This is a genomic window from Streptomyces sp. NPDC051569, assembly GCF_044454085.1.
In the GTDB taxonomy this organism is placed as follows: Bacteria; Actinomycetota; Actinomycetes; order Streptomycetales; family Streptomycetaceae; genus Streptomyces.
In genome coordinates this window covers 109,368-121,510 of record NZ_JBITDJ010000015.1, presented here as the reverse complement: position 1 = coordinate 121,510, position 12,143 = coordinate 109,368, and the positions used below count along the sequence as shown (strand labels likewise).

Here is a 12,143-nt window from a genome sequence, read left to right as displayed (position 1 = left end):
GCGTCAAGATCCCTGGGACGACAAGCCCCCGCCACCCCTGGCGGGGCGGTCCGGGCGGACGCCGAGTCCTGCCGCCGTTCCGGATGTCGGGTCGACAGGAGTGGATCGGCAGGAGTGGAGGACCCGAGCGGAACGGGGTGGCCCGAAGTGGGCCGTCCCTTGGGGTGAAGCCGTTGACGCGGCCGGGCATCTTCGCCAGTCCGAACCCGACAGGTCATCCTTCACAGGCGGCTGACGAAGGGTTCCGCATGACTGCGCAGACGCATGTCCCGTCTCTGCTCTCACGGACCGGTGCGGTATCGGTCCTCACGCTCGCCGCCATGGGCGGCACGATGCTGGCACCAGGTGCCGTCGCCGAGGCCCGAGCGGTCGCCCACGCGACCGGAGCGCTGAAGATCGCCGCTTCGAAGAAGGGATCGGCGTACCAGTGGGGCGCCACCGGTCCGCACCGGTTCGACTGCTCCGGGCTGACGCTCTATTCGTATAAACGCGTGGGTAAGAAGCTCCCCCGTACGGCGCAGCAGCAGTACAACAAGACGCGCCACGTGTCGGCCGCCAACCGCCGCAAGGGGGACCTGGTCTTCTTCCACTACGGAAGCGGCATCTACCACGTCGGGATCTACGCGGGCAACGGGAAGATCTGGCATTCGCCGAAGACCGGGGCCGTGGTGCGGCTGGAGCGGATCTGGTCCCGGAGCGTCTGGTACGGCCGGGTGGGGTGAGCACGCGGGGGCCGGCGCCGTCACCACAGGCGTGCTGACGGCGCGTCGGGCGTCCCGCTCCGGTCTCGCGCGACGTTTCCCGCTGTACCGGTGTGCACCGCGCGACGCTTCTTGATGGAGCGCTGTGCTTGATGGAGCGCTGTGTACGGCGTGCTGTGTACGGCGTGCTGTGTACGGCGTGCTGTGTCCCGCGGAGCTGGTCGGAGCTCCGCGGTTCAGCTCTGGAGCGGTTCAGCTCTGAACGGGCGCCGTCCACGGCAGGGTGATCCAGACCGTCTTGCCGCCCTCGGGCGTCGGCACGATCGCCAGCCGGCCGCCGCACGCGGCGGTCAGCGAACGGATGATGACCATGCCGCGGCCGTTGTCCTGCTGCACCGCCGCCGGGAGCCGCTGCGGCCAGCGCGGATGACTGTCGGTGACGCCCACGCGCAACTCCTCGTGGCGCTCCAGCCGGAGCTCCACGGTGAAGGTGGGCGACTGGCCAAGGGTGTGCAGTACGGCGTTGGTCGCCAGCTCCGAGACGATCAGGAGGACCGTTTCAGCAGTTTCCGCCACGCCGGACATACCCCATTCGGCCAGCACGTCCGCCGTATATCTTCGCGCCGCGGGTACTGACGCGGTCTCACTCGGCAGCGTGATGGATGCTTCCTGCTGGTCTGCCATGGCGACGCTGTCCCTTTCCCACCGGACCGGACTCCGGCGCAGAAGCGGATGACTGCGCGGTCGGCCTCGGACTGTGCTCGCGCCAGAGTGCCACTTATGGTGCACTCCGCACCGCCGATCCGCCGAGATATGGACATATCTGTCGCTCGAATCGGTGAACTCTGCTACGCGAGAACGTATTTGGGAACCGGGATTCGCATCGGCCCGCGACTCGCACCGGCCGGGGACCGTCCGCCCGGGGACTGTCCGCCGGAGGAAGTCCACCGGGAAGCACTCCGCCGGGACTCAGCCGAACGCGTCCGCCGGTGCGGCCGCCGCGATGGTCCTTACCGCCGAAGCGACCTGGCGATCCGTCAGGTCGGCCCGGGCCGTGAGCCGGATCCGGGAGATCCCGTCCGGCACCGACGGCGGGCGGAAACAGCCCACCGCCACACCCCCGGCGCGGCAGTCGGCCGCCCAGGCCACGGCCGTCTCCGGAGACGGCGCCCGCACGGAGACCACGGCGGCGTCCGGCCGCACGGCGGTCAGCCCCGCCGCCGTCAGCCCCCCGTGCAGGGCCCGGGCGACCGCGCGGGCACGCTGCGCGCGGGCAGGTTCCCGGCGCAGCAGGCGCAGACTCTCCAGCGCCGCGCCCACCGCCGCCGGGGCCAGTCCGGTGTCGAAGATGAACGTACGGGCGGCGTTCACCAGATGGTCGATGACCCGGGCCGGTCCGAGGACCGCACCGCCCTGGCTCCCCAGGGACTTGGAGAGCGTCAGGGTGGCGACCACTCCGGCCGTGCCCGCGATGCCCGCCGCGTCGAGCGTGCCACGGCCGCCCGCTCCGAGCACGCCCAGTCCGTGCGCGTCGTCGACGAGCAGCGCCGCGCCGCGCGTACGGCAGATCCCGGCCAGCTCGCGCAGCGGCGCCGCGTCCCCGTCCACCGAGAACACCGCGTCGCTCACCACGAGCGCCCGCCGCCCGCTGTGCGCGTCGAGTGTCTTGCGTACGCCGTCGGGCTCCGCGTGCGGTACGACCACGGTGTCGGCGCGGGCGAGCCGGCAACCGTCCACGATCGAGGCGTGGTTGCCCGCGTCGGACACGATCAGCGAGCCCCGGGCCGTGAGCGCGGTCAGGGCGGCGAGGTTGGCCGCGTATCCGGAGGAGAACACGAGCGCGGCCTCGAAGCCGCAGAAGTCCGCCAGCTCCCGCTCCAGTTCGGCGTGCAGCGCGGTGCTGCCGGTCACCAGCCGCGAGCCTGTCGCGCCCGCGCCCCAGCGGCGGGCGGCGTCCGCCGCGGCGCCGGTGACCGCCGGATGGCGGGCCAGCCCGAGGTAGTCGTTGCTCGCCAGGTCCAGCGGGCCCGCGTCGGCCGGGCGCGGCCGGAGCGTACGGACGAGGCCCGACCGCTCGCGGTGGCGCGCCTCGTCGTCGGTCCACGCGAACGGATCTCCGGTCCGGTGGAGGGGGCCCAGCTGATCGTGCCGGTCCTGCCGGTCCTGCTCCATGGATGCGGTCCTTCGTGTAGGCGGCGCACAGACTTTAACCGCGGCCGGACCGGGTCGCGGTGTGGCCATGCACACATCTCGATCAGACGGTGTTGTCGCTTTCCTCCTTTGCCCCGGGGTACCGGGTAAGCCAGGATCGGCACCATGGATCTGCTGAAGACGCTGGTGGAGAAGGGCCTGCGGCGCGAGCTGCCGACCCGCGAAGAAGCGCTCGCCGTGCTGGCGACCTCCGACGACGAGCTGCTCGACGTGGTGGCCGCGGCCGGGAAGGTACGCCGCCAGTGGTTCGGCCGGCGGGTGAAGCTCAACTATCTGGTCAACCTCAAGTCCGGTCTGTGTCCGGAGGACTGCTCGTACTGCTCGCAGCGGCTCGGTTCGACGGCGGAGATCCTCAAGTACACCTGGCTGAAGCCCGACGAGGCGTCGAAGGCGGCGGCCGCGGGGGTGGCCGGCGGCGCGAAGCGGGTCTGTCTGGTCGCGAGCGGGCGCGGGCCGACGGACCGGGACGTCGACCGGGTCGCGGGGACCATCGAGGCGATCAAGGAACAGAACGAGGGTGTCGAGGTGTGTGCCTGCCTCGGACTGCTCTCGGACGGACAGGCGGAGCGGCTGCGGGCAGCCGGCGCCGACGCGTACAACCACAACCTCAATACGTCCGAGGGGACCTACGGGGACATCACCACCACGCATACCTACGCCGACCGGGTGGAGACGGTGCGTCAGGCCCAGGGGGCGGGCCTGTCCGCCTGTTCCGGGCTGATCGCCGGGATGGGGGAGAGCGACGCGGACCTGGTCGACGTGGTCTTCTCGCTGCGCGAGCTGGACCCGGACTCGGTGCCGGTCAACTTCCTGATCCCGTTCGAGGGCACGCCGCTGGCCAAGGAGTGGAACCTCACTCCTCAGCGCTGCCTGCGCATTCTCGCGATGACGCGGTTCGTCTGCCCGGACGTGGAGGTCAGGCTCGCGGGCGGGCGCGAGGTGCATCTGCGCACCATGCAGCCGCTCGCGCTGCACCTGGTCAACTCGATCTTCCTCGGCGACTATCTGACCAGCGAGGGCCAGGAGGGCAGGGCCGACCTGGAGATGATCGCGGACGCCGGCTTCGAGGTGGAGGGCGCGGACACGACGACGCTGCCCGCTCACCGTGGGGAGGGCGGCGGCTGCGGCCCGTGCGGCGAGAGCGCCTCCTGCGGAGGGCACGAGAACGCCCCGTGCGGAGGGTTCGAGGACGCGGCGTGCGGTGGGCACGACAGCGCACCGGTCCCTGACGAGGTCCCGGCGGCCCGTACGGAGCAGTCGGCCCGTACGGATCTGGTGACCGTACGCCGCCGTGGCGCCGGTACGGATCTCGCGCCCAATGCCTGAGCCGCGCAATCCCGCCCCGGCCGAACTGCTGGCCCTGGACCGCGACCACGTCTGGCATCCGTACGGTCCCATGCCGGGCCGTACGGAGCCGCTGATCGTGGAGTCCGCGTCCGGGGTACGGCTGCGGCTCGCCGAACCCGCCCAGGGGCATGACGAGTTGGTCGACGGCATGTCGTCCTGGTGGTCGGCGATCCACGGCTACAACCACCCCGTGCTCAACGAGGCGGCGCGCGGCCAGCTGGACCGTATGAGCCATGTGATGTTCGGCGGGCTCACCCATGAGCCCGCCGTCCGGCTCGCGGCCAGACTGGTCGACATCACCCCGGAGCCGCTGCGGCATGTCTTCCTCGCCGACTCGGGCTCGGTCTCGGTCGAGGTCGCCGTGAAGATGTGCCTCCAGTACTGGCGTTCGGTGGGCCGTCCCGCGAAGCAGCGGCTGCTGACCTGGCGGGGCGGCTACCACGGTGACACCTGGCAGCCGATGTCGGTGTGCGACCCCGACGGCGGCATGCACGACCTGTGGTCCGGGGTGCTGCCGCGCCAGATCTTCGCGGACGCGCCACCGGACGAGTACGAGGAGACGTACGCGGACGGGCTGCGCGCGTTGATCGCCCGCCACGCGGATGAACTGGCCGCCGTCATCGTCGAGCCGGTGGTGCAGGGCGCGGGCGGAATGCGCTTCCACTCCCCCGCGTATCTGCGCGTCCTGCGCGAGGCCTGCGACGCGTACGGCGTGCTGCTGATCCTCGACGAGATCGCCACCGGTTTCGGCCGTACGGGCACGCTCTTCGCAGCCGGGCAGGCGGACGTCTCACCCGATGTGATGTGTCTGGGCAAGGCGCTGACCGGCGGCTATCTCACGATGGCGGCGACGCTGTGCACGTCGCGGGTGGCCGAGGGCATCTCGCGCGGCGAGGTGCCCGTACTGGCGCACGGGCCGACGTTCATGGGCAATCCGCTCGCGGCGGCCGTCGCCAACGCCTCGATCGACCTGCTGCTCGGCCAGGACTGGGAGAGCGAGGTCAAGCGGATCGGGACAGGGCTGCGCGACGGGCTCGCCGAAGCCGCGAGCGTGCCGGGCGTCCGGGACGTACGGGTACTCGGCGCCATCGGGGTCGTCCAGCTCGACCACGAGGTGGACATGGCCGCCGCGACCCGGGCGGCGGTCCGCGAGGGCGTCTGGCTGCGGCCGTTCCGCGATCTGGTGTACACGATGCCGCCGTACGTCACGGACGACGAGGACATCGCCAAGATCTGCCGCGCGGTGGGCGCGGCGGCACGGGAGGGCTGACATGCCGGTAGTGATCGTGACGGGGACCGGGACGGAGATCGGCAAGACGATCGTCACGGCGGCGCTCGCCGCGGTGGCACTCGCGCGCGGACGCACGGTCGCGGTACTCAAGCCCGCGCAGACCGGCCTCGGCCCTGGCGAGCCGGGCGACGCGGCCGAGGTGGCCCGGCTGGCCGGGAAGGTCACCGCGGTCGAACTGGCCCGTTTCCCGGACCCGTTGGCCCCCGCGACCGCCGCGCGCCGGGCCGGGGCCGCGCCGGTACGGCCGGACGAGGTGGCCGAGGCCGCCGAGAAGCTGGCCGCCGAGCACGATCTGGTGCTGATCGAGGGCGCGGGCGGTCTGCTCGTACGGTTCGACGGGACGGGCGCCACCCTCGCGGACGCCGCCCGGCTGCTGCGCGCTCCGGTTCTCGTGGTGGCGCCGGCCGGGCTGGGCACGCTCAACGCGACCGCGCTCACCGCCGAGGCGCTGCGCGCCCGCGAGCTGGAGCCGCTCGGTGTCGTGGTCGGCAGCTGGCCTGCCGCACCCGACCTGGCGGCCCGCTGCAATCTGGCGGATCTGCCGGACGTGGCGGGGGCGCCGCTGCTCGGAGCCGTACCGCAGGGCGCGGGAGCGCTGGCGCCGCCGGACTTCCGTGCACGGGCGGCGCATTGGCTGGCGCCCCGGCTGGACGGCCGGTGGGACGCGGCCGCCTTCGCGACGCGTTTCGGCCCGGGTGAGCACACGGATCCGGCTACGCCCCTGTCCTGACATCTTCCCCAACTAAACGGCCAGAAAAAGTGGTTGATCCAATCGGGAGGCAATGTGAGCGGCGGATACTTCCAGGTCGAGGTTGGGGGCCTCGACCACCTGCTGAAGCAGCTGCACAGCGGTCAGACCGATATGCGGTCGGCTCTTCGGTCCATGAAGGACATCGGCCCGAAGAGTACGGGCGCCGAAGAACTCGACAACGCCTGCGACGAGTTCCACGACAGCTGGGACAACGCCATCGGGAAGATCGCGGACGGGGTGGACCGGATCGAGGACAAGCTCCGGGCGACGAAGCGCGCCTACGAAGCGACCGAGGAGGCCATCCGGGACGCTTTCCACCAGGGTGAGGCCGCACAGCCCGCTCCGTCCCCCAGCCCGCGGGCATCCTCGTCCGGGGCGGGCGCTCGGTGAGCCAGGAGTCGTACCCCACGCTCGGCTTCGACCCGGCCCCCGGACGTCTGGAGAGCGTCGACGATCTCACGGCCAAATTGACAAAAGCCGCCACCGGCCTTGAGCGCGCCCACACCACACTGATCCAGATCGGGCACGGGGGGAAGACATGGGAGGGTGAGGCGGCCAACGCCTTCGCCCGAAAGGTCGGCGATCTCCCGAAGTATGTGAGTGACAGTCACCAAGCCCTGCGCTCGGCGGCGACGCAGCTCGGCACCTGGCACGCGAAACTCGCCGAGTACCAGCGGCGGGGCATCCAGTACGAGGCCGAAGCGAAGCGAGCGAAGGGCGAGGAGACCGCGCGCGCCGCCGCCCACGACAGGGCCACGTCCGCGTACAACCAGGCAGCGGCGGACCCCGATCTGCGGCTGGCCGGACAGCTCTTCGCCAATCAGGCCCAACTCGACAGCGCTCAGGCCCGCATCGACGCGGCGAGCGGTCGCCTCAACCAGGCGGCCGGCCAACTGGACCAGGCCACGGCGGACCTGGACAACGCCCGGGACGAGTTGGAGGCGATCCTCAAGAGAGCGAAGGAGCTGCTGGAGACGCATCAGTCGGACGCCAGGGACATCGCGTCGCGACTTGAGAAAGCCAACGAAAAGGCTCCGGATCCGGGCTTTTGGGAAGGGCTGGCCGACACCTTCACGAAGCTCGGTCACGACATCCAGAACTGGTGCACCAAGCACGCCGACACCCTCAAAACCGTCGGGGACTGGCTCAGCATCGGATCCGCCGTGCTCGGCGCCTTGTCACTGCTCACGCTCTGGTGTCCACCCCTGTCCGGCGCGCTCGCTCTTGGCGCCGGCGCCTTGTCCCTCGGAGCGCTCGGCGCTCATGGGGCGGCCAAGCTGGGCGGCGCGAATGTCAGCGCGACCGATCTCGCCATGGACGGACTCGGGGTAATTCCCTTCGGTAAGTTCGGAACAACCCTCATCAAAGGGTCCTCAAAAGTGGCCATCGGTACAACGACGATCGGGGAAGCCGTCGTGACAAGGGTCGACGATGTACAGAAAATCGGCCGCTTGAACAGGCTCCCCTCCGCCGTCGCACATGGCGAGGACATCGCACTGCACGCGGCGAACGGCGGCGGTCGTCTCTTCGAATCCGCCGGAGGATTCGGCAACCGGACCAAGCTCGCCTGGGAGTCCCATCTGGCGGACAACCTCGGTTCGTCGTTCAAGGAGAAGCGCATCAGCGACCTTCTCACGGGAACTCACAGCCCGCTTCGGCATATGGAGTCCCTGAAATCCGCCGTCCGGGCGGACGGTTCACTCGATCCGATGTCGTGGTGGTCCAAGGGACCACAGCTTGCCGGATCTGTTCCAGGGACGGTTCACGCGATATACGACAAAGCAACGGGAAGCGAATGACCATGACGGACAAACCTTCCCCCGAAGTGACACCACCCCGTTCTCGAACAGCGCTGCTCTGCTGGTTCATCGGGCAGTGGCTGGTCATTCCAGTAGAATTCACTCTCGGGCTCGGCTGGAATATTGTTCTCCTTTTCTCGGATGCGATGAACGGAGTACGATTCGGTCGTTCGGCAGCCCGATTCGTTTCTCCCCGGCGTTTCGCGCTCGAGTGGAGCCGAAGCCCGGAACGCTGGGAACGCCACCTCGCGGACGAGCTCGGCCGGCTCGCCCGGGAGCTTCGGTCCACAACTGTCAGCATCCGGACCCGGATCCGATACAACCCGACAATGGTGCCGACAGACGGCGATGACCCCTACTCCCACGGCGCGTACGTCTCTGTACGGGAGTACCGGTGCCTGACAACGGAACAGGTCCTCTCCATCGCGGCCCGCCACGGCCTGTACGCACCGTATGCACGGAGCGGACCGGCCAAGGGAATGACTCTCGTGATACGCCCCCAGACGGGCTCCGGTCATGTCTGAGCCGACCACCAGCTCCCTCTCGCCCTGGCAGCTCACGGTCGACTTCCCCCGACTCGTTTCACTCGCTGGGAGTGCATCTCGCACCGGAGGAGCGTGCCGCTCACCTGCGAAGCATTGCCTACGCGGTCTGGCCGGAGGGAACGGATTTTCAGCGCGATACCGTCCTTTCCTGGTACTCGGAGGCGGCCGGAGACGCCGCGGAGAGCGGCGCGTTCTACAGCGGCTTCTGTCTCGCTTCCACTGAGGACGACCGGATCACCACGGCCTCACTACTGGCGCGCGTGGATCCGCTCGCGGAGCAGGATGCCGTCGTCTCGGCCGCCGGGATCCATGAACTTCTCTCCGGTAATCCACATCGCGACGTCGTACGGGTGGATGTCCCCTGCGGACCGGCCGTTCTCTGCCTCACCGGATTGGAATGGAAGCCTGTCGATCCGAACGCTGACGCCTCGTCGGACCAGCGGGAGAACATGGGCATCTCCATGATCCGGGCGGACCTTTACGTTCCCCTGCCCCTCATGTCCCAGCTTCTGGTTCTGAGTCTGACCACGCCTTCCCTGCCCGAAGTTCCGGATTACGTGGCGATTCTTTCCCACATCGCCCAGACGTTGACGGTGAGCGCGGAAGACTCGCACCAGTCACCGGAGCACCCGTCAGGAGCGCTTTCTTCCATCGCGGACCAGGTACGAGCGGATTTCGGGTGACATCCTCCGGGGATCACCGGAGCGGTGAGATCGCTCCGTTCGATGGTGATTCCTCAGGGTCGAGACCGGTGGCCGAACACCGCGAACCTCCACCTGCTGATGAACAACCAGACCGCCACCAAGACCAGTCGCGCCACCTACCACTGGATCAGTACCGCGATGCGCGGGCAGGACGCGACGTGGGAGCGGCTCCGCGTTGACCGGCAACCGAAGCGGCCCCCAGCCACAGGCCCGACCGGCTCCATCTGCCTTGATCACCGTCAAGGCAGATGCGGCGCACGGCGAGGGAGCGCGGGAGCGCGTCGATGGCCTTGCCAGCCCCCGATTCACCGTCCGTCGATCCGGCCACGACGTCGAAGACGCGGCGGCGTTCAGCGCGGAGTCACCCAGCCCGGCGTCCAGGTCCCGGCGGCGTCGTGGCCGGTCCCGGTGGCGGCGAGGTGGGCGCGGAGGGTGGCCAGCGCCGGGTGGGGGTTGTCGCGATGCCAGAGGAGCGAGTGCGGGTAGACGGGCGTCGGGTCGGTCACCGGGATACGGCGCAGACCGTGGCCGGCGGGCCAGACGAGGCGGGTCTGCTCGCCCATGAAGGTGGCGAGGGCCGGGGTGTCGGCGATGGTGTCGAGGAGCGCGTCGGAGCCGAAGTTGGGGCCGGTCGCCTCGATGGTGAGGCCGAACTCCGCGACGAGGTCGTCGTAGTAGGCGGCCCACTCGGTACCGGGGACGATGCCGGGCATCCAGATCCGGTGCCCGGCCAGCAGAGCGAGGGGCACCGACCGGGCGCCCGCCAGCGCGTGGGCGGGGCCGGTGAGGAGCTGGAGCGGCTCGTCGAGCACCCGGACGGACTCGATGTCCGTGGGAAGGGGCCGGCCGGGCGCGGCGACGGCGCGGAAGGACGCGTCGATCGCGCCGGACCGGATGGCGGCAACGGCCGTCTCGATGTCGAACAGCATCACCACGTCGAGGTCGATCTCGGGGTGTACGCGGTGGAAGCCGCGCATCAGGCCCGACTGCGCGCTGCGCGAGGCGATCACGTCGACGCGCAGCGGACGGCGGCCGGTGTGCACGGACGCGACCGCGCGCTCGGCGACGCGTAGCAGCTCGCGCGCGTGGGGCAGGAACGCCTGCCCGTCAATGGTGAGCTCGGCGCCGCGCGCGGTACGGGTGAACAGCCGCACGCCGAGGCCGCGCTCCAGCGCGGCGACGCGCTTGGAGACGGCCTGCTGGGTGACCGCCAGCTCGGCGGCGGCCTCCTGGAACTGGCCCGCGTCAACGACGGCGACGAAGGTCCGGACGGTGTCGAGGTCCATGTCGACACTTTATGGGTACAACCGTTGGTTGTAGCCAGGTGGTCCTGTGGTTGTTTGATCCCGGGGCCTGGTGCTCGCTTTGATGCTTCCGATCGCGGATCGGTTGTGCGGGTGAGTGGCGAGGGGCGGCGGGCATGAGGAGCGGGCACCGGCTGGGACATCTGCTCGGACATCGGCTGGGGCGGCGGCTGGGGCGGCGGTTCGGGTGGCTCTGGGGAGCGTACGGGACCAGCGCGCTCGGCACGTGGCTCGCCTTCGGCGCGTTCCCGCTGATCGCCGTTCGCGTGCTGCACGCCGGACCGGCCGAGGTCGCCACGCTCTCCTCCGTGGGGGCCGCGGTGGGCGCGGCCGTGGCGGTGCCGCTCGGCCCGTGGGTGGAGTTCCGCCGGAAACGGCCGGTGCTGATCGCGATGGACCTGGTGCGGTTCGCGGCGCTGCTGACGATCCCCGCCGCGTTCGCGCTCGGCGTGCTCACCTTCCTTCAGCTCCTGCTGGTCTCGGTCGTCGTCGCGGCGGCCGACATCACCTTCCGCGCCGCCAGCGGCGCGTACCTGAAAACGCTGCTGCCGGCCGAGGATCTGCTCATCGCCAACGCCCGGTTCGAGTCCACGGCCTGGACGACCACGATCATCGGACCGCCCCTGGGCGGCGCCGCGATCGGGCTCCTCGGTCCGGTGGCGACAGTGGTGGCCGACGCGTTCAGCTACCTGCTCTCGGCCCTGGGCGTCCGCGCGACGGGCGGGCACGAGCCGCGGCCCGAGCGCCGGGAGGCCGCACGCATGCGGGCCGGGGACCTGCTCGACGGCTGGCGGTACATCCTCGCCGACGCGACGCTGCGTCCGCTGCTCTTCAACACCGCCCTGTTCAACGGCCTGGTGATGGCCACCCAGCCGCTGCTGGCCGTCCTGATGCTCGGCCGGCTCGGGTTCACACCGTGGCAGTACGGCCTCGCCTTCGCCGCGCCCTCGATCGGTGGACTGCTCGGTTCACGGCTGGCAGGACCGCTCGTCACCCGGTTCGGGCAGCACCAGATCCTGGTGGTGGCCGGGGCTCTGCGCGCGATCTGGCCCGTCGGCCTGGCCTTCCTGGGGGCGGGCACCGGAGGGCTGCTGCTGGTGATGGGCGTCGAGCTCGGGCTCATCTTCTGCTGCGGGGTCTTCAACCCCGTCTACGCCACCTACCGCCTGAAGCGCACCGCGACCGACCGGGTCACCCGCACGCTGTCCGCCTGGGCGGTGACGACCAAGGCCACGACCGCGCTCCTGACGGCACTCTGGGGGGTGCTGGGCAGCTTGCTCGACCCGCGTACGGCCATCGGCCTGGCCGGCGTACTTCTGCTGGCGACCCCGCTGCTGCTCCCCCGCCGCGCGGCAGCGCGTCTCTCGGAGCCGGAGCCGGCACCGAGCCACACCTGACAGGCCGTCACGGCTGTCACGACCGTCGCTCATCCAGTTCGGCGCACTGTGCCGGTGCATGGTGCGCGGGTTGAATGCGGCTGGAGGAAGGGA

The 12,143-nt window shown here is 70.3% G+C and carries 11 protein-coding genes and 1 riboswitch; of the genes, 8 read left to right on the top strand and 3 right to left on the bottom strand.

Going from position 1 to position 12,143, the window contains the following annotated elements; genetic code table 11:
- Positions 1-49: 49 nt before the first annotated feature.
- Positions 50-245: riboswitch (cyclic di-AMP (ydaO/yuaA leader) on the top strand.
- Positions 246-248: 3 nt separating this feature from the next.
- Positions 249-722 (top strand): C40 family peptidase, encoded by a 474-nt coding sequence (locus ACIBAE_RS21230; RefSeq protein ID WP_399287709.1) that lies wholly within the window; start codon positions 249-251, stop codon positions 720-722.
- Between the two features lie 231 nt (positions 723-953).
- Here ACIBAE_RS21230 and ACIBAE_RS21225 read toward each other — a convergent pair whose 3' ends face one another.
- Together ACIBAE_RS21225 and ACIBAE_RS21220 are read right to left on the bottom strand one after the other, a co-directional pair.
- Positions 954-1,385: an ATP-binding protein gene (locus ACIBAE_RS21225; protein WP_399287706.1), complete on the bottom strand. Its 432-nt coding sequence runs from the start codon at positions 1,383-1,385 to the stop codon at positions 954-956.
- A gap of 285 nt (positions 1,386-1,670) precedes the next feature.
- The gene (locus ACIBAE_RS21220; RefSeq protein ID WP_399287703.1) at positions 1,671-2,873 is read right to left on the bottom strand and encodes an 8-amino-7-oxononanoate synthase; all 1,203 of its coding nucleotides are present in this window, start codon (positions 2,871-2,873) and stop codon (positions 1,671-1,673) included.
- 144 nt (positions 2,874-3,017) lie between these two features.
- Here ACIBAE_RS21220 and bioB point away from each other — a divergent pair, with 144 nt between their 5' ends.
- The 6 genes from bioB (at position 3,018) to ACIBAE_RS21190 (ending at position 9,328) form a co-directional block, all read left to right on the top strand.
- Positions 3,018-4,238: a biotin synthase BioB gene (gene bioB / locus ACIBAE_RS21215; protein ID WP_399287700.1), complete on the top strand. Its 1,221-nt coding sequence runs from the start codon at positions 3,018-3,020 to the stop codon at positions 4,236-4,238.
- Positions 4,231-5,529: an adenosylmethionine--8-amino-7-oxononanoate transaminase gene (locus tag ACIBAE_RS21210; protein WP_399287697.1), complete on the top strand. Its 1,299-nt coding sequence runs from the start codon at positions 4,231-4,233 to the stop codon at positions 5,527-5,529. The genes bioB and ACIBAE_RS21210 overlap by 8 nt, the downstream gene beginning before the upstream one ends.
- A gap of 1 nt (position 5,530) precedes the next feature.
- Positions 5,531-6,280, top strand: a complete 750-nt coding sequence (gene bioD / locus ACIBAE_RS21205) for a dethiobiotin synthase (protein ID WP_399287694.1) — start codon at positions 5,531-5,533, stop codon at positions 6,278-6,280.
- Positions 6,281-6,334: 54 nt separating this feature from the next.
- Complete coding sequence (locus ACIBAE_RS21200; RefSeq protein WP_399287691.1) at positions 6,335-6,691, top strand: hypothetical protein; 357 nt, start codon at positions 6,335-6,337, stop codon at positions 6,689-6,691.
- Positions 6,688-8,100, top strand: a complete 1,413-nt coding sequence (locus ACIBAE_RS21195) for a putative T7SS-secreted protein (protein ID WP_399287688.1) — start codon at positions 6,688-6,690, stop codon at positions 8,098-8,100. The genes ACIBAE_RS21200 and ACIBAE_RS21195 overlap by 4 nt, the downstream gene beginning before the upstream one ends.
- Before the next feature lie 595 nt (positions 8,101-8,695).
- Positions 8,696-9,328 carry a hypothetical protein gene (locus tag ACIBAE_RS21190; protein ID WP_399287685.1) on the top strand — a complete coding sequence of 211 codons (633 nt, stop codon included), beginning with the start codon at positions 8,696-8,698 and terminating at the stop codon, positions 9,326-9,328.
- A 371-nt stretch (positions 9,329-9,699) separates the two neighbouring features.
- On the opposite strand, the gene ACIBAE_RS21185 is transcribed toward ACIBAE_RS21190, so the two are convergent.
- Positions 9,700-10,635 carry a LysR family transcriptional regulator gene (locus ACIBAE_RS21185; RefSeq protein ID WP_399287682.1) on the bottom strand — a complete coding sequence of 312 codons (936 nt, stop codon included), beginning with the start codon at positions 10,633-10,635 and terminating at the stop codon, positions 9,700-9,702.
- Positions 10,636-10,769: 134 nt separating this feature from the next.
- On the opposite strand from ACIBAE_RS21185, the gene ACIBAE_RS21180 reads away from it, so the two are divergent.
- Positions 10,770-12,050, top strand: a complete 1,281-nt coding sequence (locus tag ACIBAE_RS21180) for an MFS transporter (protein ID WP_399287679.1) — start codon at positions 10,770-10,772, stop codon at positions 12,048-12,050.
- Positions 12,051-12,143 lie beyond the last annotated feature (93 nt).

Excerpts from the sequence above, each read along its gene's own strand:
- ACIBAE_RS21210 (WP_399287697.1), top strand. The coding sequence starts at position 4,231 with ATGCCTGAGCCGCGCAATCCCGCCCCGGCCGAACTGCTGGCCCTGGAC.
- ACIBAE_RS21180 (WP_399287679.1), top strand. The coding sequence starts at position 10,770 with ATGAGGAGCGGGCACCGGCTGGGACATCTGCTCGGACATCGGCTGGGG.
- ACIBAE_RS21185 (WP_399287682.1), bottom strand. The coding sequence starts at position 10,635 with ATGGACCTCGACACCGTCCGGACCTTCGTCGCCGTCGTTGACGCGGGC.
- bioD (WP_399287694.1), top strand. The coding sequence starts at position 5,531 with ATGCCGGTAGTGATCGTGACGGGGACCGGGACGGAGATCGGCAAGACG.
- ACIBAE_RS21220 (WP_399287703.1), bottom strand. The coding sequence starts at position 2,873 with ATGGAGCAGGACCGGCAGGACCGGCACGATCAGCTGGGCCCCCTCCAC.
- ACIBAE_RS21225 (WP_399287706.1), bottom strand. The coding sequence starts at position 1,385 with ATGGCAGACCAGCAGGAAGCATCCATCACGCTGCCGAGTGAGACCGCG.
- bioB (WP_399287700.1), top strand. The coding sequence starts at position 3,018 with ATGGATCTGCTGAAGACGCTGGTGGAGAAGGGCCTGCGGCGCGAGCTG.
- ACIBAE_RS21230 (WP_399287709.1), top strand. The coding sequence starts at position 249 with ATGACTGCGCAGACGCATGTCCCGTCTCTGCTCTCACGGACCGGTGCG.